Source organism: Massilia terrae, assembly GCF_024753145.1.
GTDB classification, from domain to species: domain Bacteria; phylum Pseudomonadota; class Gammaproteobacteria; order Burkholderiales; family Burkholderiaceae_D; genus Telluria; species Telluria terrae.
In genome coordinates this window covers 196,997-223,719 of sequence record NZ_JANUGU010000007.1, presented here as the reverse complement: position 1 = coordinate 223,719, position 26,723 = coordinate 196,997, and the positions used below count along the sequence as shown (strand labels likewise).

Here is a 26,723-nt window from a genome sequence, read left to right as displayed (position 1 = left end):
AGCTCGGCGCAAGCAAGGGATGCCCGCCTTCCGCGGGCATGATGCTAAGTCTCATGGCAGCGGCGGCGGGCTGGCCGAGGACCCATGTTCAGGCGCTACCGACGGCGCCGGCGCCGCCGGCTTGGGATTATGCAGCTCGATCGCGTCGATCATGTGGTGCATATCCTCCAGCGCGCGCATGATCAGCACCGGGTTGCCGGTCAGCGCGGCGCCGGACAGTTCGAGCACGCGGCCGATCACGCCCATCGCATCGCGCAACTGCACGAGCTGCTTCAGCTGTTCCGCCGCCGCCGCGGTCAGTTGCATCACGTGCAGCTGCGATTGCGGCAGCGCTTTCACGATCAGGGTCGCGGCCTGCAGGTACAGGGCATTGGCGCGCTGGCGCAGCACCTGTTCGTCGTCGAGCAATTGCCGCGCCGCCTGCTGGGCCGGGCCTGGGACCGGGCCGCCACCGTAGGCGCGGAGCTCGCGCAAGGTGCGCTCGTGCAGCGCGTCGGCGATGGCCGTCAACTGGTCGCCGAGCTGGGTCACCTGGTCCGGCGTGGACAGGGCGCCGCTGCCGGCATCGGCCGGAGCCGCGGGGGTGAAATCTTCTGCTTGCATGGTGCGCCTCCTGTGGTCAGCCGCCGCTCAGCTTGTCGCGGATCTTGCGCAGGTCTCGCCCGTAGCTGGCGATCATGCTGCGCACTTCCTCGCGCGACAGCTTGTTGAGGTTCTCGCGCAGCTTCTGGTGGCCGAGCGCAACCTTGGTCAGCCCCTGCAGGGCCATGTCGTAGCGTTTGTCGATCAGCTTGTACTCTTCCGACTTGTTCATGTAGTGCACCTTGGCCAAGGTCACCAGCATGCGGTCGGTATTGCGGTTGGAGAAGGGCAGCTCGACGTCGAAGATGCCGAGCACGGTCTTCTTCTCGTTCTCGTTGGTCTTGTAGTACAGGCGCGTGATCGAGATCATGGCTTCGAGCAAGGTCTGCACGTCGGCATCGCCGTCGCGCACCATGGTTTCCACGCTGCGGTTCTGGTAGCCGGAGGCGATCACCCGCGTGAGCAGGCGCGTCAGCCCCGTGTAGGCGGCGATGTGCTTTTGTCCGACGCCGGCCTCGGCATTGGCTTGCAGGCCCAGGCCGAGGTCGTCGACGCTGGCCGACAAGTCATAGCGGCCGTCACCAGCGAGCAGGCTCAGGGTCTGCATATACAGCACCACCGCCTTCTGGATGCTGACAAATTCCTGGTACACGGCCTGGCGCTTGGCGTCGTTGTCGCGTGCCAGCCGGTCCGCAGCGGGCGACAGGTAGGGCTCTTCGCGGTCGTAGGTGTCGCGGTAGCGCTGGGACAGTTCGGCATAGCCGCCGAGCTTGGCGGAAGCGTTGGCGAAATCGCGCACTTCCTCCATGCTGACCATGCCGCCGTTGGTGGCGCAGCCACCAAGCAGCAAGCTCAGGCAGAGTAGGGCGCAAGCAGCGGGGCGCAGCAGCTTCATGGGGTCCTTTCTGGCCGCACAAAAGGGCGGACCGGAAAGCCCCATTCTTGCAAAATATCTCTACCGCATCTTGCAGTAACTCAAGATCAGCCGACCTTGTTCAGGTCGAAGTGCGGATTCTGGATGATGCCGAACAGGTTGCCGTAGGGATCGCGCACGGTGGCGACGAGGATGCCGCCGCCGACGTCGGTCACGTCCTGTTCGACCGTGCCGCCGAGCTGTTGCAGGCGCGCGAGCTCCGCCCGGGCATCCGCCGTGCCCCAGTAGGCGGTGGCGCCGGCGGCGCCGGGCTGGCCGTCAGGGATGAGGCCGAGCTCGAAGCCGCCGACCTCGAAGCCGACATAGAAGGGCTCGTTGAAATACGGTTCCTTGCCGAGCACGCGGCCATACCAGCCCTTGCCTTCGGCGATGTCGGCCACCGGGTAGATGACGGTGCGCAGTCCCTGGATCATGCGAGCCTCCTGTTGTTGTTTTGTGAAAGGAGTGCAGTGTGCGCGCGCAGGCCGCGCTTGTCTAGCTGTCAGCTTTGACCGCTGCCGGGACGCCGAGTTCATCGCGCCAGCGCAGGCCTTCGACAGTATCGCCGCGGGGGAAATATTCGCAGCCGATCCAGCCCGCATAGCCCAGCTCGTCGAGCAGACGGAACAGGAAAGGAAAATTGATTTCGCCCGTGCCCGGTTCGTGGCGGCCGGGCACGTCCGCCAGCTGGATGTGGCGGATCAGCGCGTGGTTGGCGCGCAGCGTATCGGCCAGTTCCCCTTCCATGCGCTGCATGTGATAGATGTCGTACTGCAGGAACAGGTTCGGCGCTCCGGCCTCGGCGATGATGTCCAGCGCCTGGCGGCTGTGGTTGAGGAAATAGCCCGGCATGTCGCGGTTGTTGATCGGCTCGATCAAGAGCTCGATGCCGTGCGGCGCGAGCGCAGCCGCGGCGAAGCGCAGGTTGCGGACATAGACCGCGTGCGCACGCTCATGCGGCAGTGTGGGCGGCACGATGCCGGCCATGCAATGCAGGCGCTTGACCCCCAGTTCCTGTGCGTACTCCAGCGCCAGGCCGACGCTGTCCTGGAACTCGCCGACGCGGCGCGGATCGCAGGCCATGCCGCGCTCGCCCGCATTCCAGTCGCCCGGCGGGAGATTGTGCAGCACCAGTTCCAGGCCATGGCGCTGCAGGCGCTGGGTGATCTGCTCCGCCTCGAAGGCATAGGGAAACAGGAACTCGACCGCATCGAAGCCGGCTTCCCGGGCCGCGCCAAAGCGGTCGAGAAAGCTCAGTTCGGGAAACAAGGTGCTCAGGTTGGCGGCAAACTTCGGCATGGCGGCGGGAAGACGGCTGGTAACCAGCCATGGTAAACCATCCGCCGTCCGCCTGCCGGCTCAGGCCCGCTGGGTGGCCGGGGCATCGGCCATGGCGCGCATCGGCGTGAACGCGTACGCCAGGGCGGCCGCGCCCGCCAGTAGCAGGCCGGAGGCGGTGAACATGCCCGACAGCCCGGTGTACTGCATCAGCCAGCCGGTCAGCGCGGCCGACAGCGGCGCCAGGCCCATCAGGATGAACATGAAGATGCTCATCGTGCGTCCCAGCATCACGGGCGGCACGCGGCGCTGGATCCAGGTGATCACGGCCACTTGCATGAAGCCGGCGAGGGCGCCGATCGTGGCGTTGACGAGGGCGATCTGCCACGTCGCCGCCAGCTGCGCCACCGGCAGGATCAGCGCCGCGATCACGGCGTCGACCAGCAGCAGCGTCGTGCCCAGGTTGCGTACCCGCAGGTCGCCCTTGATGCTGGTGGCGGCCATGCCGAGCAGGGTGCCGGTGCCGTGGGCGCCGAGCAGCAGCCCGAGCGAGGCGCCGCCATGCATCCGGCTGTTGGCCAGCAGCGGCAGCGCCACCTGCATCAGGCTGCCGGTGATGCAGGCGCACACGGCCCAGTAGATGAAGCAGGCGCGCATCATGCGGTCGTGCCAGACCTGCGCCAGGCCGGCCAGCACCGAGCGGACGATGGGCTGGCGCGGCGCCGCCGCGACCGGACGCAGCGTCACCTTGGACAAGGCCCAGGCGGAAAACACAAAGCTGAAGCAATCGAAGGCGAAAGCGTAGCCGAGGCCGTTGGCATGGTTCATCCCGCCGCTGCCGTCGCCAGCCAGCGCGAACAGCAGCGCCGCCAGCAGCGGGCCGGCCAGCAGCGACAGCTGGCGCATGCCCATCATCATGCCGTTGGCTTGCGCCAGGTGATCGGGTGCAAGCACATGGGGCAGGATCGCGGTGCCGGCCGGGATGCTGAAGGCCGAGGCCACGCCGATCGCCAGCGCGATCGGCGCCACCAGCGGCAGCGTCGCCTGGCCGGCCAGCACCAGCGCGGCCAGGGCGCCGAGCAGGACGGTGTTGGCGTACTTGGTCAGCATCAGCACGCGGCGCGGCGAGTAGCGGTCGACCACGGCGCCGCCGAACAGGATCAGCACTGCGCGCGGATCGCTCAGCGCTGGTTGAGATTCACGATACGGCTGAGTAAGTCGGTCAGGGATTGGAGGTCGGCGAACGGCGGCTCGCCGATCATCTCGGCGGCCATTTGTTCGACCAGGGTGTCGGCGGTGGCGGCCAGCTCGGCGCCGGTGGCGGTGATGATTGCGTAGCCGACACGGGCGTCGCGCGGGTCGCTCTGGCGGCCGACGAGGCCGATTTTTTCGAGTGGCATCAGCGAGCGGGTCACGCCGGAGGCCGTCAGGCCCATGCGTTCGGCCAGGTCGACGCGGCGCAGCCGGCCTTCGGGCGCGCGGGCGAGGTGGCGCAGCAATTGGTAGTCGGCGAAGCTGATGCCGTGGTGATTGCCGAGCCAGGCGTCAAAGCGGCGCGTCATGGCGGTGGTGACGCGGGCGAGTTGCAGGCAGAAATCGGTGGCGGTGGCAGTGCTCATGGGGGGGGCTCCTTTATTGTTTACTGATACTTGAGTACTCAAGTATATAGCGAAGTTTGAAGTTTTGGTAGACATTTCTGAAGTCCGACATCAAACGACCACGCCGTCCGGGCGGCGGCCGGGACGACGGGTGCGGTAGGGGAAATGGGGGGAAGCGCCCAAAAAAGCGTCGTCCCCGCGGCGGCGGGGACCCATGCTGAGCTTGCAACAACGCGGCTGTATTCGAGCCGTGCCATACACAAACTGTCCATGGGTCCCCGCCTGCGCGGGGACGACGTGGTGACGCTGGTGCTGAGGTTTGCTTATCGCGGCTGCGCTGAGCGTGCGCCGCGCGACCGGTGAAACTAGCGCCGGAAATTAGTTATCGCGGCTGCCCGAACGCTGGGCGCCTGCCGGACGCGGACCGCGATTGCCGGAACGTTGCGCCTGGCCGCCGCCATTGCCCGGCCGGCCCTGGCCGTTGCCGCCGGCACGCTGCTGCCCGCCATTGCCCTGCGGACGTGCCTGGCCGCCATTCCCCGGCGCGCGCGGCGCTGCCGAACGCGCCGCCGGCTGCGCCTGCGGACGCTGGCCGCCGCCATTGCCGCCACGGCCGCCGCCCGGACGGCCACCGCGGTTCGAGTGCCCGCGGTCGCCGCTGCGCAGCTGGATCGGCTGCGGTTTCGCGCTCAGGTCCGGCTCGAAGCCCGGAATCACATCGCGCGGCAGCGTCTGCTTGATCAGCTTTTCAATGTCCTTCAGCATCTGGTGCTCGTCCACGCAGACCAGCGACACGGCCTGTCCGGTCGCGCCCGCGCGGCCCGTGCGGCCGATGCGGTGCACGTAGTCTTCCGGTACGTTCGGCAGGTCGTAGTTGACCACGTGCGGCAGCTGGTCGATGTCGATGCCGCGCGCCGCGATGTCGGTCGCGACCAGCACCTGCAGGCTGCCGTCCTTGAACTCGGCCAGCGCCTTGGTGCGCGCCGACTGGCTCTTGTTGCCGTGGATCGCCATCGCGCCAATGCCGTCCTTGCCCAGCTGCTCGACCAGTTTGTTGGCGCCGTGCTTGGTGCGGGTGAACACCAGCACCTGGTGCCAGTCGTTGCTCTTGATCAGGTGCGCCAGCATCGGGTGCTTCTTGTCGCGGTCGACCGGGTGGATCGTTTGCGAGATCACTTCCACCGTCGAATTGCGGCGCGCCACTTCGATCATCGCCGGATTGTTCAGCAGGCGGTCGGCCAGTGCCTTGATGTCGTCCGAAAAGGTGGCCGAGAACAGCAGGTTCTGGCGCTTCGGCGGCAGCGCCGCCAGCACCTTGCGGATGTCGTGGATGAAGCCCATGTCGAGCATGCGGTCGGCTTCGTCCAGGATCAGGATCTCGATCTTGGAAATGTCGACCGTGCCCTGGCCCATATGGTCGAGCAGGCGGCCCGGCGTGGCCACCAGGATGTCGACGCCGTTCGCCAGCAGCTTGATCTGCGGGTTGATGCCGACCCCGCCGAAGATCACGGCCGAATTCAGATTGGTGTACTTGCCGTACAGGCGCACGCTTTCCTCGACCTGGGCAGCCAGCTCGCGGGTCGGGGTCAGCACCAGCGCGCGGATCGGGCGTTTGGAGCTCTTGTTGCGCAGCGCCAGGCCGGCCGCATCGGTCGACAGGCGCTGTAGCACCGGCAGGGTGAAGCCGGCGGTCTTGCCGGTGCCGGTCTGGGCGCCGGCGAGCAGGTCGCCGCCCGCCATCACCGCAGGGATCGCCTGGGCCTGGATCGGGGTCGGCGCGGTATAGCCTTGTTCGCTGACCGCGCGCAAAATCGCGTCGGACAAGCCGAGAGTGGAAAAGGACATGTATTGCTCTACAAAAGATCGGCCCGTCGCCGCAAGCGGCGCCAGTGCAGGCGAAATCGGATTATTCAGTGCCAGCCGGCAGACTTACTGGTAGCGTGCCGTCAAGACCCAGACCCGTTCCATGGTTGGCGAAACGTGTCCAGCGGGGATTATAGTGTTAAATAAATTTCGCTGTGGAAATTTTTGTTTCAGATGTGAAAAATACAAGCTGCGCCGGGCCGGGCGGCCCGGGCAAGTGCGCTATTTTACGCGAACGGGGCCAACAGCGTGACCATCTGTGCGAAAACCTTCGGGCCGGCGGCGATGATGTCGCCTTTGTGCAGGTAGGCCGATTCGCCATTGAACTCGCCGACGATGCCGCCGGCCTCGGTGACCAGCAGCGAGCCGGCCGCGATATCCCACACTTTCAGGCCCTTCTCGAAGTAGCCGTCGCTGCGGCCGGCCGCCACGTTGGCCAGCTCCAGCGCCGCCGAGCCGGACGCGCGGATGCCGTGGCAGCGCGGGTGCACGGTTTCGTACATTTTCAGGAACTCGGCCAGCGCGCGCGGGTTGGAGGCGTGGTTGGCCGAGATCAGCGACTTGGCCAGGCGGTCCGGGTTGCGCACGCGGATGCGCTTGTCGTTCAGGTAGGCGCCGGCGCCCTTGGTGGCGGTGAACAGGTCGTTGCGCACCGGGTCGTAAATGACGCCCTGGGTGATCACGCCTTTCTGTTGCAGCGCGATCGAGATGCAGTAGTTGGGGTAGCCGTGGATGAAGTTGGTGGTGCCGTCGATCGGGTCGATGATCCAGGCGAATTCGCTGTCGTCGTTCAGGTTGCCCGAGGGGCCGGACTCTTCGCCCAGGATGGCGTGGTCGGGGTAGGCCTTGAGCAAGGTCTCGACGATCGCCTGCTCGGCGGCCTTGTCGATGTCGGTGACGAAGTTGTTGTGTTCTTTTTCGCTGACCGTGACGCGATCGAGGTCGAAGGACGCGCGGTTGATGACGGTGGCGGCGCGGCGGGCGGCCTTGACGGCCGTATTGAGCATTGGGTGCATATGCTTTCCGATGAAAAAAAGCGAACGCCCACCGCGCAAAGGGCGCCGTAGACGGTCAGGATTCGAACAGATTATAAAGAGCAAAGCGCGGCCGAACTGTTTACAATCGCGCACTTCTGGTAACGATTGCAACACGCGGCGCCCGCGCGAAAGGGTCTATTTTAAATGAACCAGCAAAATTCCGACACGTCTCTTTTCAAACGCCTCCGTTTCGTGCTCGTCGAGACCAGCCGGGCCGGCAATGTGGGCTCGGTGGCGCGCGCCATGAAGACGATGGGATTTTCCGACCTGGTGCTGGTCACGCCGCGCTGCGCCGACCCGCTGAACGACCCCGAGGCGGTGGCCTTCGCCAGTGGCGCCGGCGACGTGCTGGCCGGGGCGCGCATCGTCGGCAGCGTGGCCGAGGCACTGGAGGGCCGCAATTTCGCGGCGGCGGTGTCGGCGCGCCTGCGCGAGTTCTCGCCGCCGGTGTGGACCCCGCGCGCCTTCGCCGGCCACGTGGCGGCACAGGCGGAACTGGCGCCCGTGCTCATCCTCGGCAACGAGCGCTTCGGCCTGCCCAACGAGGTGGTCCAGCAGTGCAATGTGCTGATCAACATCCCGGCCAATCCGGATTATTCGTCCCTGAACCTGTCGCAGGCCGCCCAGGTGCTGGCCTACGAGTGCCGCCAGGCCGCTTGCGGCGAGCCGGATGCGGCGCTGCCGGTCGGCTTTCGCGGCGATGCGGCCAGCGTGGCCCAGATCGAAGGCATGTACGAGCACCTGGAACAGGCCCTGGTGTCGATCGGCTTCCTGAATGCCGACAATCCGAAGAAACTGATGCCGCGCCTGAAGCGCCTGTTCGCGCGCACCGGGCTGGAAACGGAAGAGGTGAATATCCTGCGCGGCATCGCGCGCCAGATCCTCAAGCAGAAGGACTGAGCTGCCGGTCTTCCCGTTCGCGTACACTAGGAGTACAAGGAGATCGGGAGACGACATGGAGGCATCCCGCAGGACCTTCCTGAAAGCCGGCGCGGTGGCCGCGCTCGCCCTGGCGGCGGGCGGGGGCATCTATCGCGCCACCCATCCACCGGTGCTAGCGCGGTTCGCGCTGGATGGCGAAGCGCGCGCTGCGCTGCATGCGATCGTCCCCGCCATCCTCGACGGCGCGCTGCCGGATGCCGGACCGGCGCGCGCAGCGGCGATCGCCGCCGCCACCGCGCGCGTGCACCAGGCCATCCTCGGCCTGCCGCTGGCGACCCAAAAGGAAGTGCAGGACCTGTTTGGCCTGCTGGCGCTGGCGCCGGCGCGGCGCCTGCTGACCGGGATCGCTGGCGGGTGGGCCAATGCGCATGTGGAGCAGGTCTCGGCCTTCCTGCAGGACTGGCGCGTGCATCGCCTCGGACTGCTGCGCAGTGCCTACGGCGCCTTGCACGACCTCGTGCTGGGCGGCTGGTATGCCGATCCGTCGAGCTGGGAGGCGATCGGCTATCCCGGCCCCAATCGCGAGCTGGCGGCATGAGCAGCCCGATCCCGGACCCGATCCAGGCCGGCCTCGCGCGCGGCTGGAAAGTCATCGATGCGTCGACGCTGGCGGCCGACCAGGCGATGGATGCCGACGTGGTGGTGGTCGGCAGCGGCGCCGGCGGCGGCGTCAGCGCCGAGATCCTCGCGCTCGCGGGCCTGCAGGTCGTGATCGTGGAAGAGGGCGCCTTGAAGTCCTCGCAGGATTTCAGGATGCGCGAAGCCGAGGCCTATCCCGCGCTGTACCAGGAGTCGGCGGCGCGCAAGACGGCGGACAAGGCGATCAACATCCTGCAGGGGCGCACGGTGGGCGGCTCGACCACGGTCAACTGGACCTCGAGCTTTCGCACGCCGCCCTCGACACTCGACTGGTGGCGGCGCCGCTACGGCCTTGCCGGCTACAGCGAGCAGTCGCTGGCGCCCTGGTTCGCAATGATGGAAGAGCGCCTGAACATCTCGGACTGGCAGACCGCGCCCAACGAGAACAACGCGCTGCTACGGCGCGGCGCGGACAAGCTGGGCATCCCGGTGGCGGCGATCCGGCGCAATGTGCGCGGCTGCTGGAACCTGGGCTACTGCGGCATGGGCTGCCCGACCAACGCCAAGCAGTCGATGCTGGTGACCACGATCCCCTCCGCGCTCGACCACGGCGCGACGCTGGTGACGCGCGCCCGCGCCGAACGCTTCGAGATCACGCATAATCGCGTCAGCGAGCTGCTGTGCGTGGCGCTGGACGCGCATGGCCAGGCCGCCACCGGCCGCGTGCTGCTCCTGCGCGCGAAGCACTTCGTGGCCGCCGGCGGCGCGATCAACACGCCGGCGCTGCTGATGCGCTCCGGCGCGCCCGATCCGCACGGGCTGCTCGGCAAGCGCACCTTCCTGCATCCGACGCTGGTCTCGGCGGCGCTGTATGAGCAGCCCGTCAACGGCTACGCGGGCGCGCCGCAGACCATCTACTCCGACCACTTCCTGAAGACGCAGCCGATCGACGGCCCGCTCGGCTTCAAGCTGGAGGTGCCGCCGATGCATCCGCTGCTGCTGGCGACCACCATGACCGATTTTGGCAGGCGCCACGCGGAGCTGATGCGCCAGTTCCCGCATATGCAGGGCATGCTGGCGCTGCTGCGCGACGGTTTTCATGCCGACGCGCGCGGCGGCGAGGTCAAGCTGCACGGCGGCGCGCCGGTGCTGGACTATCCGCTCACGGATGCCGTGTGGGATGGCGCGCGGCGCGGCTTGCTGGCGATGGCCGAGATCCAGTTCGCGGCCGGCGCGAAGACGGTGAAGCCGGCGCACGAGATGGCGACACCGTACCGCAGCTGGGCCGAGGCCAGGGAAGCAATCGGCGCGCTGTCGCTCCGGCCGCAGCTGGTGAAAGTCGCGTCCGCGCACGTGATGGGCGGCTGCGGCATGGCCGGTGACGAGCGGCTCGGCGTGACCGCGCCCGATGGCCGCTATCGCCATCTCGCCAACCTCTCGGTGCACGACGGCTCGCTGTTCCCGACCTCGATCGGGGCCAACCCGCAGCTGTCGATTTATGGCATCACGGCGTGGCTGACGAGCGGACTGGCGCAGGCGCTGACAGGACGGCCGGCGCCGCGCGTGACGGCATGAGCATGCGCGGCCTGCTCTGGCTTCTGCTGGCGGTGCAGGCCGGCGGCGTGCTCGTGATCGCGGCGGCCCTGCATTTCTGGCTGGGCGCCGGCGCCTTGGCGGCGCTGATGATCGGCCTGGCCTGCGCGTTGCTGGTGCGGCTGGCGATCAGCGTCAACAACTTCGCGATGAGCGCGCGCCACGGCAGCCCGACGCCGGCGGCGTTCGCGCTTGGCCCGCTGGGCCGGCTGCGCCTGTTCTGGCGCGAGTTCGCGGCCAGCATGATGGCGGCGTCGTGGCATATGCCGCGCAGCCGCGCCGCGACCCGCATCTACCCGGACGCGCAAGGGCTGCCGGTGCTGCTGCTGCACGGCTATGGCGCCAACAGCGGCTTCTGGGCCCAGCTCGCGGCGCGGCTGGACGCGGCCCGCATCAGCCACGCCACGCTCGACCTGCAGCCGCTCGGCTGCGGCATCGACGACTACCTGCCGATGGTGGAGGAGGCGGCGCGCGCGCTGTGCTGGGCCAGCGGCAGCCACAAGCTGGTGGTGGTCGGCCACAGCATGGGCGGCCTGGTGGCGCGGGCCTGGCTGCGGCGCGACCGCGGTGCGATGATCGCGCGCCTCATCACGCTCGGCACGCCGCACCATGGCACCCGGCTCGCGGGCCTGGCACTGGGCGCCAACGGCCAGCAGATGCGGCGCGGCGCCGGCGACCGGCCCGAGAGCGCCTGGTTGCGCGAGCTCGCGGCCGGCGAGGATGATGCGACCCGCGCGTTGATCACCTCGATCTGGAGCCACCACGACAATATCGTCGCGCCGCAGACATCCAGCCTGCTGCCGGGCGCGCGCAATATCGAGTTCGGCGGCGTCGGCCATGTCGCGCTGGGTAGCGATCCCGGCGTGCTGGCCGCGGTGATGCACGAGATCGCGGAAGCATCTGGCTGGGCCGCCTGAGCCGGGATCCCAGCCATGTGGTACAGTGGCTTGTTTTCTGTCCGCCGCACGCATCACTGGAGTTTGCTTGGCCCGCATCCTGATCATCGCTGCCGATCCCGTCTCTGCCGCCCCCATCACCGACCTGCTCGTTCACGCGGGGCACCAGCCGCTGCTGCCGGGCAGCGCGGCCGCGCATGCCGCGCCCGACCTGGTGCTGTGCGTGCTGCCGGCCACCGCCGACGCCAGCAAGCTGCTGGCCGGCCTGCGCGGCGCCGCGGCCCCGCCGGGCGTGCCGGTGCTGGCGCTGACGCCGCAGCCGGAGCCGGCCGACACCAGCCGCCTGGCCGCCGATGGCTATGACGGCTACATCGCCCTGCCGCTGGAGCCAGGCAGCTTCGTGGCCGAGATCGAGGCTTTCCTGCCGCCGCAGCCGGCCCGGGTGCAGACCCTGCTGCTGGTCGACGACGACGCCTACGTGCTTGAGCTGCTGGGCGATCTGCTGGAAGCGCAGGGCTATCGCGTGCTGCGCGCCAGCTCCGGCTTCGCCGCGCTGGAGGCGCTGGCGCGCGAGCCGGTGCAGGTGGTGGTGAGCGACCAGTGGATGCCGGGCATGAGCGGCACCGAGCTGATGGCGCAGGTGCAGTCGCAGTACCCGCATACCGCGCGCCTGATCCTGTCGGCGCAACTGGAGTCGGGCGACATCGCGCGCGCCGTCGGCGCCGGGATCGTCGACGCCTTCCATTCGAAGCCGTGGTCGGGCGTGTCGCTGCACGAAGGACTGCGCGACGCCTTCATTCTCGCGCGCCAGCGGGCCGCCGGCGGCTAGCTGCCGCTGCCCGCGAGATCGGTGATATGCTTGCGGGTGATCCGAACAAGGCCCGCCGCCATGCTACAGAAAGCCCCACGCCGCACCCGCGAACGCATCCTCGAGCTGTCGCTGCGCCTGTTTAACGACTTCGGCGAACCGAACATCACGACCACCGTGATCGCCGAGGAGATGGGCATCTCGCCGGGCAACCTGTACTACCACTTCCGCAACAAGGACGACATCGTCAACTCGATCTTCACCCAGTTCGAGGCCGAGATCGTGCGCATGCTGAACGTGCCGGCCGGGCGCCGCTCGCAGATGGAAGACGTGTGGGCCTACCTGCACCAGATGTTCGAGCTGATCTGGCGCTTCCGCTTCTTCTACCGCGACATGAACGACCTCCTGTCGCGCAACCGCACGCTGGAACTGCAGTTCAAGGCCATCCTCGACCACAAGCACAAGATCGCGCGCCAGATGTGCGAAGGCCTGCGCAGCGACGGCTCGATGGTCGCGACCGACGCCGAGATCGCGGCGCTGTCGGCCAATATGGTGGTAGTGGCGACCTACTGGCTGTCCTATGAATACGTGCGCAATCCGCGCAAGTACAGTGAACAACAGGCCATCGTCGACGCCCTCGAACGGGCCTGCTACCAGGTGCTGTCGATGGCGGGCCCCTACCTGCGCGGCGAGTCGCGCGAGCGTTTCGACAAGCAGTCGAGCGCCTACCTGAGCAAAACGGCGCCGCAGGGCGCCGCCCAACACTGACAATACAAGCACACATGAAATCGATCGCAGTCTATTGCGGCGCCTCGCCGGGCGCACGTCCCCTGTACGCGGAAGCCGCGCGCGAACTGGCGCGCGCGCTGGTGGAACACAATATCGGGCTGGTCTACGGCGGCGGCAAGGTCGGGCTGATGGGCGTGATCGCGGACGAGGTGCTGCGCCTGGGCGGCGAAGCCACTGGCGTGATCCCGCGCGCGCTGCTCGAACGCGAGGTCGGCCACACTGGCCTGACGCGCCAGTTCGTGGTCAAGGATATGCACGAGCGCAAAGCGATGATGTCGGAGCTGGCAGAAGGCTTCATCGCCATGCCGGGCGGGATGGGCACGCTGGAAGAACTGTTCGAGATGGTGACCTGGTGGCAGCTGGGCATCCACGCCAAGCCGATCGGCCTGCTGAACACGGACGGCTTCTGGGATGGGCTGATGGGCTTCTGCCGCCACCAGCAGCAGGAAGGCTTCGTGCGCGCCGAGTACCTGGAGATGATCCGGGTCGATGCCGATGCGGATGCGCTGGTGCAGCGCCTGCAGGATGACGCGAAAGCAATCGGCGCCTAAAGCAAGAGAGTGCGGCTACCTGGGGTCAGGTCGTCCAAAGAATCAAAAGTGCGGAGCAGAAACCACGCGGCTACCAGGGGTCAGGTCGTCCAAAGAATCAAAAGTGCGGAGCAGAAACCACGAGGGATAGGCCGCTATTGCAATTTTGATCGATTGGACGACCTGACCCCGGGTATTGGCGCCTGGGTTCAGACGGTCACCACGCGGTTGCGCCCTTCGGCTTTGGCGCGGTAGAGGGCCTTGTCGGCGCGGTTGATGGTTTCGGCGAAGGGCTCACCGGCGGCGCGCGCGGTCACGCCGGCCGAGAAGGTGACCGGCCGCCCCAGCTCGACTTCCGGCAGGCGCATCGCCGCCACCGCGCCGGCCATCCGCGCCAGCACCTGGGTGGCCTCGGCCAGCTGGGTGGTCGGCAGCATCAGCAGGAATTCTTCGCCGCCCCAGCGCGCCAGCATGTCGGAGCCACGCAGCGCACCCAGCGCCGCGGCCGCGAATTCGCGCAGCACCGCGTCGCCCTGGGCGTGGCCGAAGCGGTCGTTGATGTCCTTGAAGAAGTCGATGTCGATCAGCGCGATGCAGGTCGCGCCGGCGCTCTTCTGGCGCCGTTCCTCGTCCGCCAGCACGTCATTCATGTGGCGGCGGTTGGCGAGCGAGGTCAGTTCGTCCCTGGTCGCCAGTGTGCGGATCGTGGCCAGCGCCACCAGCAGCTCTTCCTTCTGGTTCTTCAGGCGCGCGCGCAGGGTGTTCATCTGCCCGGTCAGCAGCGTGATCGCGATCAGGCCGACGCTGGCGAAGGCGAAGGTCAGCGCCTCGACCATCGGCGGATAGTGGGCGGCATCGCGCGACACGCCAAACCACATTGCGATCCCCATGCCGGCGATGCTGACCGCGGACAGCAGCATGGTCTGGCGCGGACGCAGCGAGAAGGTGCAGAAGGTGACCACCACCAGCAGCGTGATCAGCGACGCTTCGCGCAGCGGACCGCTGACGGTATACAGCCAGATATTGCAGCTGACCGCGAACAGGCCCTGCAGCACCGACAGGATCCACGGCGAGATGCCCAGCACCGCGCTGGCGCGCACCAGCACCGCGAACGCCAGCACGCCGCACACGCCGTACGCGGTCAGCATCGCGACCGCGCGGCGATCGGCCAGGCCGACCTGCACCGCGACCTGCATCAGCGCGATCATCAGCACATAGATCACGCCCGTCGCGGCCCAGTAGGCCACCATGCGGCGCACCCTGGGATCGGTCCCCATCAGCAGCTTGCCAAGGCGGGCGCGGTCGATCATGCGGCCTCCGGCTGGCAGGGCTCTTCCAGCAGCAAAGCGGCGATGCGCTCGGGCGGCACTGGTTTACTGAACAGGTAGCCCTGCATCTCGTCGCAGCCGTGCGCGCGCAGGAAGGCGCACTGGGCTTCGGTCTCGACGCCTTCGGCGATCACGCGCAGCTTGAGCTTGTGGCCGAGCGAGATCACGGCCGTGGCGATGGCCTGGTCGCCAGGATTGTCGGCCAGTTCGCGCACGAAGGTCTGGTCGATCTTCAGGCGGCTGATCGGGAAGGACTTGAGCGAGGACAGGCTGGAATAGCCGGTGCCGAAGTCGTCGATCGACAGCGACACGCCCATCTGCTGCAGGGTGCGCATCTTGGCGATCGATTGCGCCAGGTCGCGCATGATCAGGGTTTCGGTCACCTCCAGTTCCAGCCCGTCCGGCGGCAGGCCGCTGTCGGCCAGCGCCGCGGCCACGCGCTCGACCAGGCGGCGCTCCTCGAACTGGCGCGGCGAGACATTGACCGAGACGGTGATCGGCGGCAGGCCGGCGGCGCGCCACGCCATCGCCTGGCGGCAGGCGGTGCGCAGGGCCCAGTCGCCGATGTCGACGATCATGCCGCTGTCTTCGGCCAGGCCGATGAAGCGCGCCGGTGCGATCTGGCCGTGTTCCGGATGCTCCCAGCGCAGCAGGGCCTCGACCCCGAACATGCGGCCGCTGGCCAGTTCGATCTTTGGCTGGTACAGCAGGGTGAAGCCGTGCGCGCCGCCGTCATCGGCCATGCTGGCGTCGAGCGACTGGCGCAGGCCGTCGAGCAGCACCAGGTTCTCTTCGCCGCGCGCGTTCATGTCGCGCGTGTAGAAGCGGTAGTTGTTGCGGCCGCCATCCTTGGCGCGGTACATGGCGGCGTCGGCGTTCATCAGGAGGGTATCGGCGTCGCGGCCGTCACGCGGATACATCACCACGCCGGCGCTGCAGCTGACCTGCACCGACTGGCCGGCCACCTGGGCCGGCTCCTGCACCGCGTGGCGCAGCTTGTCGAGCAGGGGCGCGAGCGCCTGCGGATCGGGGCGGGTGGCGGGCAACAGCAGCACGAATTCGTCGCCGCCGAAGCGGGCCAGGGTATCGCCGCGGCGCAGGCAGGCCTGCATGCGCTGGCCGATCACCTTGAGCAGTTCGTCGCCGGCGCTGTGCCCCAGGCCGTCGTTGATCAGCTTGAAGCCGTCGAGGTCGACGAACACCAGCGCCACGCATTCCTGCTTGCGCTCGGCCTCGACGATCGCCTCGGTCAGCCGCAGGCGCAGCATGGTGCGGTTGGGCAGGCCGGTGAGGTCGTCGTGGTGGGCCATGTGGACGATGCGGTCGGCGGCCAGCTTGCGTTCATTGATATCGCTGATCATCGCGAACGCGCCGCCTTCGACCTGCACCACGCGCAGGTGCAGCCAGCGGCCGGCCATGGTGCCCACCTCGGCCAGCCATTCGGCCTGCTCGACGCCGCCGTCGCGCGCGACCCGCGCCATCGCGGCGAACACGCCATTGCGGCGGTAGTGTGGCATCAGCTCGCAGATCCGGGTGCCACGCAATTGGTCGAGCGAGCGGCCGGTCATCTTTTCGGCGCGGCCGTTGGCCATCTCGATTTCGAGGTCGACGATGCTGCCGTCGGCGCCGAACACCGAGCGGAACACGAAGAAGGCGTCGACGCTGGCCTCGGACGCGGCGGCGTAGGTTTCCTGGGCGTGGCGCACGCTGCGGCGCGCCCGCGCCGCCTGCCACGACCAGGCCGACAGCAGCGCCACCAGGATCGCCAGCAGCGCGGTGCCGGTGGCGGCGGCGGCGAGCCAGGTGCGCTCGCGGCGCGCGAAGGCGGCCATTGCTTCTTTCGCGTCCAGGCCGACGATGGCATACATGCCGAAGCCGTGCAGGCGGCGCGCACACAGATAGCGTGGAGTGCCGTCGCCGGCCACGGTGTCGAGCCGCACCTGGCCGTCCTTCAGCAATGCCATCGGCAGGTGCTGGCCCCAGCTGACCTGGTCGCCGATGCGCATCGCGCGCACCACGCCATCGTCGCCCACCAGGCCGAGCATGCCGTGATCGCCTTCGCGCGAGCGTTCGTAGGCGCTGGTGAAGTAGGCCGGGTCGGTGACGATGATCGCGATGCCGGCGAAGCCGCCTTTGGCATCGTTGAGGCGGCGTGTGAAATGCAGGTGAGGCTCGTGCCGCATGGAGTCGCCGGAGGCCCGGCTGGCGTAGGGCATGCCGGTGTCGGCGGCGCGGTGCATCGTGAAATGCGGCTCGTGCGAGATGTCCACCGGCGGCCCCGGCGGCGGGCTCGGGCTGCGCGCCACGAGGACGCCGTGGCGGTCCGCCACGGCAGCCACGAACAGCATCGCCGGCGGCAGCAGGCCGCGCTGGCGCAGCGTGGCGAGCGCCGGCGCGGGACCGTCGCGTTCAACCGCATACTTGAGCATCTTGAGCGTTTGGTCGATGCCGGACAGGCTGCGCGCCATCTGTGCCTCGTAGGTTTCGGCCAGTTTGCGTGCGCCTTCGCGCGCACCCTGTTCGGCCGCGGCGCGCTCGGTGCGGATCATGTGGAAGGTGACGACCCACAGCGCGACGATCAGGAGCAGGGCGAAGGGCGGCAGCGAGATATGGGTTTCGAGCAGCGGCGTGAGGCGGCGCGCCCAGCCCGGACGGGGCTTGCTTGCGGACGCGGGCGGCGGGCCGCTGGTCAGCGGCGACATGGGCTGCGGGGCGTTCATCGGCTTAATGGATGACCAGCACCGGACGCACGCTGTCGTCGAGCGCATCGCGGTCGATGTAGCCGATCATCGCCAGATTGCCGGCGACGGCCTTGCGCACCGCCGCGTTGCCGGCCAGGTCGCGCGCGGGTTGGCCACGGCCGGTGAACACCATCTTCGACCAGTATGCCTTCAGCATGGCCGGGGTCTTGCCGGTCACTTTCTGGTAGAACTGGTCGCGCAGGGCGGTACCGACCGGCTGGTCGAGCGGGACTGCGGCAGAGCCGTCGGGAAAGCGCGCCTCCTGGCTGAGGAACAGCGCGGCCACCTGGTCCATCCGCAGCGCGGCCAGCGGCGAGCGGCTCGACACCACGACCACGATGTCCGCGCCCGCGCAGGCGCCGGCCGCGAGGCAGAGCAGGGTGGAGGCGAACAACTGGCGGACGATGGCGCGCATTCTGGATTCACGCGTCCTGGGTAGGGACGCTGGTGGGGAGGCGAAACGGGTAGGATGCCTTGGTCTTGTTTTAGTGCAAGACGCGAATGTAACGATTTGTAGACCGAAAGTCGAATTTTAGTCGCCCAAACATTAATCGAAATGCAATTAATGTTGCGAAAATTCAACAAATCAGGACGCGGCGGCCCACAATCGGGGGCCACCGTGGTCGAGCAGGGTCAGGTACAGGCGCAGGTCGAACTCGTACTGGTGGTACTGCGGTTCCATCGCGCAGCACAGCTGGTAGAAGGCTTTGTCGTGCTGCTTTTCCTTCAGGTGCGCCAGTTCATGGACGGCGATCATGCGCAGGAACTCCGGCGGCGCCTCGCGAAACATGGTGGCGATGCGAATTTCGTGCTTGGCCTTGAGCTTGCTGCCCTGCACGCGCGAGATCGCGGTGTGCAGGCCGAGCGCGTGCTGGATCACTTGCAGCTTGCTGTCGAAGGCCACTTTGCTGATGGCGTCGGCGTTGCGCAGGTGGGTGTCCTTCAGGTCCTGCACGTAGCGGTACAGGGCCTTGTCGCTGCGGACATCGTGGGCTCGCGGGTAGCGGCCGCGCAGCACGCCGGCCAGGCGGCCATCGGCCAGCAGCGACGCGGCCTGGGCGCGCAGCGGCTCGGGGTAGGCGGCGAGGTAGGGGAGGGAGGAGGACATGCGGCCGGCACTGTAGCACGGCCGCGTGCGAGGCGCAAAAAGCGACCGAACGACCGGGATGCGCAGGCGCGCTGGCACTTCGGTGATTCAGTCATATAGCGTCCTCCGTTCCGCGCTGTTTATTCCTTGTCGCCACCCTGCCGGTTGCCGCCGTTCTTGGCCGCGGCTGCGGCAGCCTGGGCTGCGCGGTGCGCGGACTGGCGGCTTTCGCCGCCCTTGCGGCCGATGTCGGCCATGTGGGCGCGGTTGCGGCTGACGGCTTCACCGCCTTTTTGCCCGGCGCGGCGCGCTTCTTCGGAATCGAATTCGTGGGCCGTGCCTTTTTGGTGCGCGGCCTGGCCGCCCTTGCTGGCGATTTCACGCTGCTGGGCCTGGTCCATTGCGGCAAACCCGCGCTTGGCCGGCCCCTGGCTGCTGCCGCTGCCGCTCTTTTGTGCGCTGCCGCTGGAGCTGCCCGCGCCTTTGCCGCCTTCCTTGTTTGTCGCCATGTCGTTCTCCTTGAATGCCCGTTTCGTCAAAGGTGAAAGCCGCGAGCGCGGCGTGACGCGCTCGTGGGCTTAGAGAGCGTTTTTTTGCGATAGGTTCCGGACTCAGTCGGGCGGACGCGGTGCGCGCCGCGCGCCGTCGTGCAGTTCGATGGCGTCGGCCGTGCCGGCCGGCGCCGACAGGTCTTCCTCCAGCTCGGCGCGCCGCGCCGCCAGCTGCCCGCCCAGGCGCTCCAGGTCGATGCCGGCGCGCTGGGCAGCGGCGAAGAGCTCGGCTTCTTCCTGGTCGACGTGGTGCCCGACTTCCTCGGCCAGTACCGCGACGGTGGCGTCGAAGTGGTCGTCGCCGGGGTAGATGATGTCGAGTTGCCCGATCAGCTCGCGCATGCCGGCGTGTTCGAGCTCGGCCCCGTCCATCAGTTCGTCATCGCCGATGGCCGAACGCAGCACCGGGTAGAAGATTTCTTCCTCGAGCATGGCGTGCACGGTCAGCTCGTAGCAGATGTCGTCCACCAGCTCGGCCTTGCGCGCGTCTTCCTCGTCCAGCCCGCGCAGGCTGTGGTAGTCCTGGAACAGCTTGCGCACGCGCAGGTGGTCGGCGTGCAGCAGGGCCAGGGCCCTTGGTTTATCGTGTCGGTTCATGCTGTGCTGCATTCAGGTGGGGTTGTGGGCGGCGCCAACGTCGGCCGCCGCGTTGGCTGCGTTGCGCACCATCTGGTCGGCCATGGCGCTGGCCTGGCGCGTCGCTTCCGGAATGGTGGTTTCGGCGACGCGCCCGAGTTCGGCCTGCACGCCCGACAGCACGCCCATCAGGTCGCGCTGGTAGTTGCGCAGGTGTTCGGTGGCCGGCTGCAGCTGGCCGATGGCGGTGGACGTCACCTGGAACGGGTCGGAGCAGTTCATCAGCTCGCGCCCGAGGTTCATCGAATCTTCGATCAGCTGTTGCGTGTAGTGCATGTTCAGCTCGCTCACCTTGCGCACCGACTCGTAGGTACGGTGCGACAGCTCGGTCAGGAAATTCACCTGGCTTTCGAGCTGCGAGCGCAAGGCCGGATTGGTGGCCAGTGTTGCTTGCATGGTTTCCTCTGTGGGCAAATGAATGGAGCGAGTCGAATAGACGCCGTTTGCGGCCCGAAGTTCGCCCAGCCGTGGAATTCACCCGGTTTGCTCAAGGCGCCCGCAGGGTGCGACAATAGTGGGCTGCAATCTCACCGACAATTCCAATGGCCCTCAAAGCAACCATCTACAAGGCAGACCTGAATATCGCGGACATGGACCGCCACTATTACCAGGAGCATGGCCTGACCATTGCCCGCCATCCGTCCGAGACCGACGAACGGGTGATGATCCGGGTGCTGGCGTTCGCGCTGCACGCCAGCGAGGCGCTCACGTTCACCAAGGGCCTGTTCGACACCGACGAGCCGGACCTGTGGGAAAAGGACCTGACCGGCGCGCTCCAGACCTGGATCGAGGTCGGCCAGCCGGACGAAAAGCGCATCAAGCAGGCCTGCTCGCGCGCCGAAAAAGTGTTCGTGTACAGCTACAGCGCGGCCAGCCAGGTGTGGTTCAAGGGGCTGGTCGGCAAGCTCGGGCGGTCCGAGAAGGTGACGATCGTGAATATCCCGGCCGAGACCAGTGCCGCGCTGGAGAAATTGGCCAAGCGCAGCATGCAGCTGCAAGTCACGATCCAGGACGGCCAGGTGTGGGTGACCGACGGCGAGGATACCGTGCTGGTCGAGCGCGAGCGCTGGTATCCTGCAAGCTGACGCGTTTTTCGGGAGGATTCAGATGGGCAAACGATCGATTGCGCTGGCCGCCGGCGCCTTGTTGTCGGCCACCGCCCTGGCGCAGGTGACGGTGAGCGATGCCTGGGTGCGCGCCACGGTGCCGCAGCAGAAATCGGCGGGTGCGTTCATGCAGCTGCGTTCGGCGAAAGCGGCGACCCTGGTCGCGGTGCGCACGCCGGCCGCCGACAAGGCCGAGATGCACCAGATGGAGATGCAGGGGCAGACCATGGCGATGCACGCGGTGAAGTCGATCGCGCTGCCGGCGGGTAAGGATGTGAAGCTGGGGCCGGGCGGGTATCACGTGATGCTGTTCGGGCTGAAGCAGCAGCTGAAGGAAGGCGAGACGGTGCCGCTGACGCTGGTGGTGGAGGATGCTGCCAAGAAGCGTGAGGAAGTGAAGGTGCAGGTGCCGGTGAAATCGATTGCCTACCAGCCGCCCAAATAAGCCACCTCAAACGTCGTCCCCGCGCAGGGCGGGGACCCATGGACAGCGTGCGTGATCGAACTGTATTGCCGCAGGCACGTCAGCCCGGCTGGGTCCTCGCCTGCGCGGGGACGACGGCTTTCAGGGTAGGGGTGATTAGCGCTTAGCGCGGCGATGCACCCAGGCGCTTGACGTCCCCCGACCCCATCACCGAACGCGAGATGCGCGGCTCGCCGTAGTAGTTGACGTCGCCCGAGCCCGCCACCGACACGTCCAGCGCGCTGCTGGCCCACACCGTGCTGTTGCCCGAGCCCGAGGTGTTTACCTTCACATCGGCCGCCTTCAGCTTGCCGATGTCGACGTCGCCCGAGCCGGCGATCGAAATCTTCACCTGTTTCATATTGCCGCCGTCGGCCGTCATGTCGCCGCTGCCGGCGATGCTGATCGCCAGGTTGTCGCCCTCGATGGCGCGCGCCTTGATCGAACCCGAACCGGACACCGAGGCCTTGAAGTTGCGCGCGCGCAGCGTGTCGGCCGAGATCGAGCCGGAGCCGGCCAGGTCCACGTGGTCGATTTCCTTGGCGTTGACGGTGATGCGCAGGGTGTGCGGGTGCAGGTTCAGCTTGCGCCGCGCCACGCGGATTTCCAGGGTACGGCCGTCGACCTTGGTTTCGATCAGCGGCAGGATGTTGTCGTCGGACTCGATGCTCACGCCTTCGCTGGAACCGACGCGTAGCTCGACATCGCCCGGCACCGACACCTCGATCCCGGTAAAGTGCTCGACCTTGCGGGCTTCGGTGCGGACCTTGCCGCTGCCGTTCACGGTCTCGCCGCCGAAGCTCCAGGCGAAGGCCGGGGACGCCAGCGTGCATGCGGCAGCGGTGAGCAGGAGTTTGCGGCGGACGGAAGTGCTGGCATGGCTCATGTCGGTTTCCTCGAAAGTAGTGATGACGGACGACAGCGTAACGCTCCCGCCCGCATCGTCGCGGTGATTTGCGACGAACTGCAGGCTGCGTGGTCTAAATGGTAAAACCGCGGCCCAGGCTGTCAGAAACTGCTGCCCATCGCCTTTTCGATCTCGCCCAGGCAGGCGTGCGACAGGCGGAACACTTCTTCCGGGGTGTCGAGCAGGGTCTGCTGGTGCTCGACGTCGGCCAGCAGTTCCCTGATATAGGGGCGCAGCCAGGTGTCGACGTCCTTCTGCAGCTGGTCGATGCCGGCATTGGCCGGGGCGCCGGCCGGGATGATGAGCGCATGGGTGCCGTAGCGCTGTTGCAGCGCCTCGCGCACCTTCCGCTCCAGCACCGGCAGGTTGTCGCGGTAGATTTGCACGTGGCGCATCTCGTGCTCGTAGACGGTCCGGTAGGCGCAGGACTGCTGGTGGAATTCGCGCGCCACGAACACCTGCAGCGGCTTGTAGGCCATGTCGACGTAGATGTGCGGCGACACGCATTCGCGCCCGGTGGCGGTGTCGCGCAGGCCCGGGGCGTCGATCGTGATCTCGGTGCGGTTGGTGCCCGAGGTCAGGCCCATCGTGAGCTGGTTGGCGCTGGCGTAGCTGCCCCTGGTGTTGAGCACCTTGCTCGACACCGAGCTGGACAAGTCGAACTCGGCCTCTTCCGCCTTCACTTCCAGCACCGGCGCCATTTCGCGGTCACACCGGGCCAGGAAGCTGTCGGCGGCCGCAGCCGCGCCCGGCAGCAGGAGAGCGGCCAGGAAAGGGAGCAGGTAGCGCATGATCGTCTCTTCCAGGAATGGTTTGTAAATATCCTGCCACTCCCGGGTCCGCTTTGCAATCACAGCAATGCTCGTTGTGAAGATGTCACGCCGAACATTTTTCTTTCAAAGATGCAAGATTCCGCTGGCGCTGGTTTTATAATCCTGCAATCGCTCACCCACGCCCGCCCGCGCCATGGAATTCCAACAGTCCTCGCAGATTCCCACTCTCACCTATATCGAGAACGAGGACCATCCGGTGTTCGGCACCCTGGTCGAGCAGATCCTGCACCTGCTGAACTCGCGGCTGGTGTTCTCGGACATCATCATCCACCAGAACAGCCCGCTGATGCTGCGCCAGCCGAAGGGCCTGGTGGCGGTGACCGATTCGCCGATCACGCGCGAGGAGCTGGAGGAATTCTTCGAGGTGATCGAGCCGAACTGGGCCGAACGCATCCTGGAGCGCGCCTTCGACCGCTCGATCGACCTGCATACCGCGCGCATCCGCGCCAACTGTTTCAGCTTCCAGGGCAAGAAGCGGCTTGGCTGCGTGATCCGGCGCTTCCCCAAGGAGCCGCTGCCGCTGCCGGAGCTGGGCCTGCACGCCGACGAGCAGGAGTTCGCTTGCCTGACCAACGGTCTGGTGCTGATCATCGGCGACACCTGCCAGGGCAAGTCGACCACCATCGCCTCGATCCTGGACGAGATCAACCGCCACCGCTCGGGCCACATCATCACCATCGAGGATCCGGTCGAGACCCTGATCCCGCAGCGCCGCTGCATTGTCACCCAGCGCGAGGTGGGCGTGGATGCGGACGTGGAGAGCTACTACCTGGGCGCGCTGGACGCGCTGCGCGAGCGCCCGGACGTGATCGTGATCGGCGAGATCCGCGACGCCCAGACCGCGCAGGAGGCGCTGGCGCTGGCCGAATCCGGTCCGCTGGTGCTGGCCTCGCTGCATGCGCGCTCGACCGAGCTGGGGCTGCAGAAGATGATGCGCCTGCTCGGCAACGACGGCGCCCAGACCCAGGCGCTGGCGCACGCGCTGCGCGGCGTGCTGTGCCAGGCGCTGCTGCCCTCGAGCGAAGGCAACCGCTACCACCTGGCGACCGAGTGCCTGACCATGGAGCCGGCGGTGGCGCGCATGCTGGAGCAGGGCGACCTCGGTGCGGTGCGCGAGCACCTGAACGCGGGCCGGGTCCCGAACAGCCACACCATGAATTCGATGCTGGAGCAGTTCCTGGCCTCGCACAAGGTCAGCGTGGACGCGGCGCGTGCGGCCACCACCGACCGTATCGGCTTCGCCGAGATGATCTGATCAGCCGATAACCGTTGCAACGTCGTCCCCGCGCAGGCGGGGACCCATGCTGATTTCCGGACGTCGCAAACGTTCTATGGATCTCGGCCTTCGCCGGGACGACGTGTGTAAGTTAACGCTTAATCGAGCGGCACCGTGCGGTAGCGGTTCACTTCGGCCGACGTCACCGGCGCGGCGCGGTTGCCCCAGCTGGCGCGGAGAAAAGTGACCACCGCCGCCACCTCTCCATCCGACAGCACCGGGCCGTAGGGCGGCATGCCGAAGGGCCGCGGATTGCCCGCGGTGCCGGGCGCAAATCCACCATTCAGGACAATGCGGATCGCGTTGACCGGCTCGCGCATGGTCAGCGCGCGGTTGCCGGCCAGCGGCGGATAGACCCCGCCCTTGCCCTGGCCGCCGGCGCCGTGGCAGTCGGCGCAGTGCTCCTTGTACAGCGCCTCGCCCTGGCGCAGCACGGGTTCCAGCTGCGGTGGCGGCGGCAGTTCCTGCGGCGCGGCCGGCGTGGCGGGCAGCGATTGCAAGTAGAGCGCCATCGCGTCCAGGTCCGGCTCGGACAGGTGCTGTAGGCTGCGCGACACCACTTCCGCCATCGGCCCGAACACGGTCGCGCGCGGCGCCACGCCGGTGCGCAGCAGCTGCACGATGTGGGTGCGGTCCCAGCTGCCCAGGCCCGCTTCGTTGTCGGCGGTGAGCGAGGGCGCGTACCAGCCGATCTGCGGGATCAGGCCGCCGGACAGGCCGGCTTCGCTCGCGCCCAGGCTGTTGCGGCTGCTGTGGCATGCGCTGCAATGGCCCAGTCCCTCGACCAGGTAGGCGCCGCGGTTCCATTCGGCCGGCTTCTTCGGATCCGGTTCATGCACGCCCGGCTTGAAGTAGAGCAGGCGCCAGGCCGCCAGCGCGACTTGCTGGTTGTAGGGGAAGCGCAGGCCGTGCGGCTGGCTGGGCTGGCGCTGCGGCGCGATGTTGCGCAGGTAGGCGTACAAGGCGTCGCTGTCGGGGCGCGTGACCTTGGTGTAGTTCGGGTAGGGGAAGGCCGGGTACAGCAGGCGGCCGCCGGGCGCCTTGCCGTTGTGGAGGGCGTTCCAGAAATCGTCGGCGCTCCAGTTGCCGATGCCGGTCGCCGCGTCGGGCGTGATGTTGGGCGAGACCACGCGGCCGAACGGCGTGTCGAGGGTGCGGCCGCCGGCGAACGGGGCGCCGCCGCGCACGGTGTGGCAGGCCATGCAGTCGCCGGCGCGCGCGAGGTAGGCGCCGCGCTCGATGTTGGCTGGCGTGGCGGCCCACCCGGCTGGCGTGCCGGCCACCATCTGGTCGCGCGGCCAGGCATGGTAGACGGCGGCGCCGAGCAGGGCGGCCACGAGCGCGATGAGATAGAAAAACTTATTCATCGGGCCGCCTCCGGCATGCTGCCGCAGGCCAGCGGCAGCGGGCGCGCGATCGAGGTGGCCGGGCTGGCGTCTGGCGGCACCGGCTGCGCGGCCAGCCAGCTCGATACGGCCGCCACGTCGGCCAGCGACAGTCGGGCGGCGATGGCGGCCATGCAGTCCGGCGCCTGCGCCTTGCGCGTCTTGTTGCGCCACGCGCCGAACTGGGCGTTGATGTAGTCGCGCGGCAGGCCGGCCAGGCCGGGGATCGCGGGCGCGACACCGGTCAGGCGCTCGCCGTGGCAGGCCATGCAGGCCGGGACCTTGAGCGTGGCATCGCCCTTGGTCGCGAGCTGGCGGCCGCGTTCGAGCACCGCCGGCGCGGCGTCGGACGCGGCGGGCGGCGGGTAGGGCAGGTGTTCGTTCGAGAAGTAGTCGGCGATGTCGTGCAGGTAGGCGTCGGGCAGGTGATCGACCATATAGGTCATCAGCGGGTACTGGCGGCGCCCCTCCCGGAAATTGATCAACTGGTTGTACAGATAACCGGCGGGCTTGCCGGCGATGCGCGGGAAGTAGCGGTCGGTGCCGGGCACGCCCTGCGGATCCTTGCGGGCGTGGCAGGAGGTGCAGGCCGTCAGGCGCTGGGCCAGGGTGTCGGGGACGGCGTCGGACGCAGCCTGGGCGGTGGCGGACAGGGACAGCGATACGGCGACAGCGGTGTGGGCGAACAGGCGCATGCGTGGCTTTGGAAGCGGGTCCAGAGCACATCATACATTGCCAGAGTGATCACAGGGCGGGACCGGCGGGGCGGTGGGGTGTGGGGACTTTTTTCCGCGGTGCGCACGATATCGTCAGATTAAGTCGATAAGGTGCGATACCTGTTCGAGCATGCTCGATGCATGCTCGAATCTTGACGATATGCGCTCGGTTCTTTACGAAGCGTGGTCGATTAATCGCGAAACTCGCTCGATTTCAGATTGTGGCCGTGCGCGCCTGAAATCGAGCGCGAATCGGCCTTTATCGAGCGCAAAGCGGTAGGAATCG

At 67.6% G+C, this 26,723-nt stretch carries 29 protein-coding genes; 10 read left to right on the top strand and 19 right to left on the bottom strand.

The features are described 5' to 3' along the window. Positions 1 to 51 precede the first annotated feature (51 nt). From NX778_RS19200 to NX778_RS19165, 8 genes are all read right to left on the bottom strand, one after another. Complete coding sequence (locus tag NX778_RS19200; RefSeq protein ID WP_258813392.1) at positions 52 to 603, bottom strand: hypothetical protein; 552 nt, start codon at positions 601 to 603, stop codon at positions 52 to 54. Between the two features lie 16 nt (positions 604 to 619). Then, on the bottom strand, positions 620 to 1,477 hold the full coding sequence (locus tag NX778_RS19195) for a hypothetical protein (RefSeq protein WP_258813391.1): 858 nt from the start codon (positions 1,475 to 1,477) through the stop codon (positions 620 to 622). Positions 1,478 to 1,563: 86 nt separating this feature from the next. Further along, on the bottom strand, positions 1,564 to 1,929 hold the full coding sequence (locus NX778_RS19190; RefSeq protein ID WP_258813390.1) for a VOC family protein: 366 nt from the start codon (positions 1,927 to 1,929) through the stop codon (positions 1,564 to 1,566). A gap of 61 nt (positions 1,930 to 1,990) precedes the next feature. After that, positions 1,991 to 2,794, bottom strand: coding sequence for a 2-oxo-tetronate isomerase (otnI, locus tag NX778_RS19185; protein WP_258813389.1), 804 nt, complete (start codon positions 2,792 to 2,794; stop codon positions 1,991 to 1,993). A gap of 60 nt (positions 2,795 to 2,854) precedes the next feature. Continuing rightward, positions 2,855 to 3,940: an MFS transporter gene (locus NX778_RS19180; protein WP_258813388.1), complete on the bottom strand. Its 1,086-nt coding sequence runs from the start codon at positions 3,938 to 3,940 to the stop codon at positions 2,855 to 2,857. 14 nt (positions 3,941 to 3,954) lie between these two features. Further along, on the bottom strand, positions 3,955 to 4,392 hold the full coding sequence (locus NX778_RS19175; RefSeq protein WP_258813387.1) for a MarR family winged helix-turn-helix transcriptional regulator: 438 nt from the start codon (positions 4,390 to 4,392) through the stop codon (positions 3,955 to 3,957). A 357-nt stretch (positions 4,393 to 4,749) separates the two neighbouring features. Then, positions 4,750 to 6,216, bottom strand: coding sequence for a DEAD/DEAH box helicase (locus NX778_RS19170; RefSeq protein WP_258813386.1), 1,467 nt, complete (start codon positions 6,214 to 6,216; stop codon positions 4,750 to 4,752). Positions 6,217 to 6,461: 245 nt separating this feature from the next. Next, positions 6,462 to 7,241 carry an inositol monophosphatase family protein gene (locus NX778_RS19165; protein WP_258813466.1) on the bottom strand — a complete coding sequence of 260 codons (780 nt, stop codon included), beginning with the start codon at positions 7,239 to 7,241 and terminating at the stop codon, positions 6,462 to 6,464. Between the two features lie 174 nt (positions 7,242 to 7,415). On the opposite strand from NX778_RS19165, the gene NX778_RS19160 reads away from it, so the two are divergent. The 7 genes from NX778_RS19160 (at position 7,416) to NX778_RS19130 (ending at position 13,429) form a co-directional block, all read left to right on the top strand. Next, a complete protein-coding gene (locus NX778_RS19160; protein ID WP_258813385.1) occupies positions 7,416 to 8,171 on the top strand; it encodes an RNA methyltransferase in 756 nt (251 codons plus the stop codon). Positions 8,172 to 8,226: 55 nt separating this feature from the next. Beyond that, positions 8,227 to 8,751, top strand: a complete 525-nt coding sequence (locus NX778_RS19155) for a twin-arginine translocation signal domain-containing protein (protein ID WP_258813384.1) — start codon at positions 8,227 to 8,229, stop codon at positions 8,749 to 8,751. Beyond that, the gene (locus NX778_RS19150) at positions 8,748 to 10,367 is read left to right on the top strand and encodes a GMC family oxidoreductase (protein ID WP_258813383.1); all 1,620 of its coding nucleotides are present in this window, start codon (positions 8,748 to 8,750) and stop codon (positions 10,365 to 10,367) included. The genes NX778_RS19155 and NX778_RS19150 overlap by 4 nt, the downstream gene beginning before the upstream one ends. 2 nt (positions 10,368 to 10,369) lie before the next feature. Next, positions 10,370 to 11,302 carry an esterase/lipase family protein gene (locus NX778_RS19145; protein WP_307728116.1) on the top strand — a complete coding sequence of 311 codons (933 nt, stop codon included), beginning with the start codon at positions 10,370 to 10,372 and terminating at the stop codon, positions 11,300 to 11,302. Between the two features lie 67 nt (positions 11,303 to 11,369). Then, on the top strand, positions 11,370 to 12,110 hold the full coding sequence (locus NX778_RS19140; protein WP_258813381.1) for a response regulator: 741 nt from the start codon (positions 11,370 to 11,372) through the stop codon (positions 12,108 to 12,110). Positions 12,111 to 12,170: 60 nt separating this feature from the next. Next, on the top strand, positions 12,171 to 12,857 hold the full coding sequence (locus NX778_RS19135; RefSeq protein ID WP_258813380.1) for a TetR/AcrR family transcriptional regulator: 687 nt from the start codon (positions 12,171 to 12,173) through the stop codon (positions 12,855 to 12,857). 14 nt (positions 12,858 to 12,871) lie between these two features. After that, positions 12,872 to 13,429 (top strand): LOG family protein, encoded by a 558-nt coding sequence (locus NX778_RS19130; protein ID WP_258813379.1) that lies wholly within the window; start codon positions 12,872 to 12,874, stop codon positions 13,427 to 13,429. 188 nt (positions 13,430 to 13,617) lie between these two features. Here NX778_RS19130 and NX778_RS19125 read toward each other — a convergent pair whose 3' ends face one another. The 7 genes from NX778_RS19125 to NX778_RS19095 form a co-directional block, all read right to left on the bottom strand. Then, positions 13,618 to 14,718 carry a diguanylate cyclase gene (locus NX778_RS19125; RefSeq protein WP_258813378.1) on the bottom strand — a complete coding sequence of 367 codons (1,101 nt, stop codon included), beginning with the start codon at positions 14,716 to 14,718 and terminating at the stop codon, positions 13,618 to 13,620. After that, on the bottom strand, positions 14,715 to 17,456 hold the full coding sequence (locus NX778_RS19120) for a bifunctional diguanylate cyclase/phosphodiesterase (protein ID WP_258813377.1): 2,742 nt from the start codon (positions 17,454 to 17,456) through the stop codon (positions 14,715 to 14,717). Before NX778_RS19120 ends, NX778_RS19125 begins: the two co-directional genes overlap by 4 nt. Positions 17,457 to 17,460: 4 nt before the next feature. Further along, positions 17,461 to 17,892, bottom strand: a complete 432-nt coding sequence (locus NX778_RS19115; RefSeq protein ID WP_258813376.1) for a type 2 periplasmic-binding domain-containing protein — start codon at positions 17,890 to 17,892, stop codon at positions 17,461 to 17,463. Between the two features lie 171 nt (positions 17,893 to 18,063). Further along, positions 18,064 to 18,585: a M48 metallopeptidase family protein gene (locus tag NX778_RS19110; RefSeq protein ID WP_258813375.1), complete on the bottom strand. Its 522-nt coding sequence runs from the start codon at positions 18,583 to 18,585 to the stop codon at positions 18,064 to 18,066. Between the two features lie 119 nt (positions 18,586 to 18,704). Then, positions 18,705 to 19,073 carry a KGG domain-containing protein gene (locus tag NX778_RS19105; RefSeq protein ID WP_258813374.1) on the bottom strand — a complete coding sequence of 123 codons (369 nt, stop codon included), beginning with the start codon at positions 19,071 to 19,073 and terminating at the stop codon, positions 18,705 to 18,707. 102 nt (positions 19,074 to 19,175) lie between these two features. After that, the gene (locus NX778_RS19100) at positions 19,176 to 19,712 is read right to left on the bottom strand and encodes a hemerythrin domain-containing protein (protein WP_258813373.1); all 537 of its coding nucleotides are present in this window, start codon (positions 19,710 to 19,712) and stop codon (positions 19,176 to 19,178) included. 12 nt (positions 19,713 to 19,724) lie between these two features. After that, the gene (locus tag NX778_RS19095; RefSeq protein ID WP_258813372.1) at positions 19,725 to 20,147 is read right to left on the bottom strand and encodes a phasin family protein; all 423 of its coding nucleotides are present in this window, start codon (positions 20,145 to 20,147) and stop codon (positions 19,725 to 19,727) included. Positions 20,148 to 20,293: 146 nt separating this feature from the next. On the opposite strand from NX778_RS19095, the gene NX778_RS19090 reads away from it, so the two are divergent. Beyond that, positions 20,294 to 20,836 (top strand): YaeQ family protein, encoded by a 543-nt coding sequence (locus NX778_RS19090; protein ID WP_258813371.1) that lies wholly within the window; start codon positions 20,294 to 20,296, stop codon positions 20,834 to 20,836. A gap of 22 nt (positions 20,837 to 20,858) precedes the next feature. Beyond that, a complete protein-coding gene (locus NX778_RS19085; protein WP_258813370.1) occupies positions 20,859 to 21,302 on the top strand; it encodes a copper chaperone PCu(A)C in 444 nt (147 codons plus the stop codon). 142 nt (positions 21,303 to 21,444) lie between these two features. Here the strand turns inward: NX778_RS19085 and NX778_RS19080 are convergent, their stop codons facing one another. Together NX778_RS19080 and NX778_RS19075 are read right to left on the bottom strand one after the other, a co-directional pair. After that, positions 21,445 to 22,206 carry a head GIN domain-containing protein gene (locus tag NX778_RS19080; protein ID WP_258813369.1) on the bottom strand — a complete coding sequence of 254 codons (762 nt, stop codon included), beginning with the start codon at positions 22,204 to 22,206 and terminating at the stop codon, positions 21,445 to 21,447. Positions 22,207 to 22,328: 122 nt separating this feature from the next. Then, entirely contained in the window at positions 22,329 to 23,018 is a 690-nt protein-coding gene (locus tag NX778_RS19075; RefSeq protein ID WP_258813368.1) for a hypothetical protein, read from the bottom strand. 175 nt (positions 23,019 to 23,193) lie between these two features. Between NX778_RS19075 and NX778_RS19070 the strand changes: the two genes are divergently transcribed. Beyond that, positions 23,194 to 24,315: a type IV pilus twitching motility protein PilT gene (locus NX778_RS19070; RefSeq protein ID WP_258813367.1), complete on the top strand. Its 1,122-nt coding sequence runs from the start codon at positions 23,194 to 23,196 to the stop codon at positions 24,313 to 24,315. Positions 24,316 to 24,434: 119 nt separating this feature from the next. On the opposite strand, the gene NX778_RS19065 is transcribed toward NX778_RS19070, so the two are convergent. Both NX778_RS19065 and NX778_RS19060 read right to left on the bottom strand, forming a co-directional pair. Continuing rightward, positions 24,435 to 25,703, bottom strand: a complete 1,269-nt coding sequence (locus NX778_RS19065) for a cytochrome c (RefSeq protein ID WP_258813366.1) — start codon at positions 25,701 to 25,703, stop codon at positions 24,435 to 24,437. Then, complete coding sequence (locus NX778_RS19060; RefSeq protein ID WP_258813365.1) at positions 25,700 to 26,416, bottom strand: c-type cytochrome; 717 nt, start codon at positions 26,414 to 26,416, stop codon at positions 25,700 to 25,702. The genes NX778_RS19065 and NX778_RS19060 overlap by 4 nt, the downstream gene beginning before the upstream one ends. Positions 26,417 to 26,723 lie beyond the last annotated feature (307 nt).

Excerpts from the sequence above, each read along its gene's own strand:
- NX778_RS19200 (WP_258813392.1), bottom strand. The coding sequence starts at position 603 with ATGCAAGCAGAAGATTTCACCCCCGCGGCTCCGGCCGATGCCGGCAGC.
- NX778_RS19195 (WP_258813391.1), bottom strand. The coding sequence starts at position 1,477 with ATGAAGCTGCTGCGCCCCGCTGCTTGCGCCCTACTCTGCCTGAGCTTG.
- NX778_RS19190 (WP_258813390.1), bottom strand. The coding sequence starts at position 1,929 with ATGATCCAGGGACTGCGCACCGTCATCTACCCGGTGGCCGACATCGCC.
- otnI (WP_258813389.1), bottom strand. The coding sequence starts at position 2,794 with ATGCCGAAGTTTGCCGCCAACCTGAGCACCTTGTTTCCCGAACTGAGC.
- NX778_RS19175 (WP_258813387.1), bottom strand. The coding sequence starts at position 4,392 with ATGAGCACTGCCACCGCCACCGATTTCTGCCTGCAACTCGCCCGCGTC.
- NX778_RS19170 (WP_258813386.1), bottom strand. The coding sequence starts at position 6,216 with ATGTCCTTTTCCACTCTCGGCTTGTCCGACGCGATTTTGCGCGCGGTC.
- NX778_RS19165 (WP_258813466.1), bottom strand. The coding sequence starts at position 7,241 with ATGCTCAATACGGCCGTCAAGGCCGCCCGCCGCGCCGCCACCGTCATC.
- NX778_RS19160 (WP_258813385.1), top strand. The coding sequence starts at position 7,416 with ATGAACCAGCAAAATTCCGACACGTCTCTTTTCAAACGCCTCCGTTTC.
- NX778_RS19155 (WP_258813384.1), top strand. The coding sequence starts at position 8,227 with ATGGAGGCATCCCGCAGGACCTTCCTGAAAGCCGGCGCGGTGGCCGCG.
- NX778_RS19150 (WP_258813383.1), top strand. The coding sequence starts at position 8,748 with ATGAGCAGCCCGATCCCGGACCCGATCCAGGCCGGCCTCGCGCGCGGC.
- NX778_RS19145 (WP_307728116.1), top strand. The coding sequence starts at position 10,370 with ATGCGCGGCCTGCTCTGGCTTCTGCTGGCGGTGCAGGCCGGCGGCGTG.
- NX778_RS19135 (WP_258813380.1), top strand. The coding sequence starts at position 12,171 with ATGCTACAGAAAGCCCCACGCCGCACCCGCGAACGCATCCTCGAGCTG.
- NX778_RS19130 (WP_258813379.1), top strand. The coding sequence starts at position 12,872 with ATGAAATCGATCGCAGTCTATTGCGGCGCCTCGCCGGGCGCACGTCCC.
- NX778_RS19125 (WP_258813378.1), bottom strand. The coding sequence starts at position 14,718 with ATGATCGACCGCGCCCGCCTTGGCAAGCTGCTGATGGGGACCGATCCC.
- NX778_RS19120 (WP_258813377.1), bottom strand. The coding sequence starts at position 17,456 with ATGAACGCCCCGCAGCCCATGTCGCCGCTGACCAGCGGCCCGCCGCCC.
- NX778_RS19115 (WP_258813376.1), bottom strand. The coding sequence starts at position 17,892 with ATGCGCGCCATCGTCCGCCAGTTGTTCGCCTCCACCCTGCTCTGCCTC.
- NX778_RS19110 (WP_258813375.1), bottom strand. The coding sequence starts at position 18,585 with ATGTCCTCCTCCCTCCCCTACCTCGCCGCCTACCCCGAGCCGCTGCGC.
- NX778_RS19105 (WP_258813374.1), bottom strand. The coding sequence starts at position 19,073 with ATGGCGACAAACAAGGAAGGCGGCAAAGGCGCGGGCAGCTCCAGCGGC.
- NX778_RS19100 (WP_258813373.1), bottom strand. The coding sequence starts at position 19,712 with ATGAACCGACACGATAAACCAAGGGCCCTGGCCCTGCTGCACGCCGAC.
- NX778_RS19095 (WP_258813372.1), bottom strand. The coding sequence starts at position 20,147 with ATGCAAGCAACACTGGCCACCAATCCGGCCTTGCGCTCGCAGCTCGAA.
- NX778_RS19090 (WP_258813371.1), top strand. The coding sequence starts at position 20,294 with ATGGCCCTCAAAGCAACCATCTACAAGGCAGACCTGAATATCGCGGAC.
- NX778_RS19085 (WP_258813370.1), top strand. The coding sequence starts at position 20,859 with ATGGGCAAACGATCGATTGCGCTGGCCGCCGGCGCCTTGTTGTCGGCC.
- NX778_RS19080 (WP_258813369.1), bottom strand. The coding sequence starts at position 22,206 with ATGAGCCATGCCAGCACTTCCGTCCGCCGCAAACTCCTGCTCACCGCT.
- NX778_RS19075 (WP_258813368.1), bottom strand. The coding sequence starts at position 23,018 with ATGCGCTACCTGCTCCCTTTCCTGGCCGCTCTCCTGCTGCCGGGCGCG.
- NX778_RS19070 (WP_258813367.1), top strand. The coding sequence starts at position 23,194 with ATGGAATTCCAACAGTCCTCGCAGATTCCCACTCTCACCTATATCGAG.
- NX778_RS19065 (WP_258813366.1), bottom strand. The coding sequence starts at position 25,703 with ATGAATAAGTTTTTCTATCTCATCGCGCTCGTGGCCGCCCTGCTCGGC.
- NX778_RS19060 (WP_258813365.1), bottom strand. The coding sequence starts at position 26,416 with ATGCGCCTGTTCGCCCACACCGCTGTCGCCGTATCGCTGTCCCTGTCC.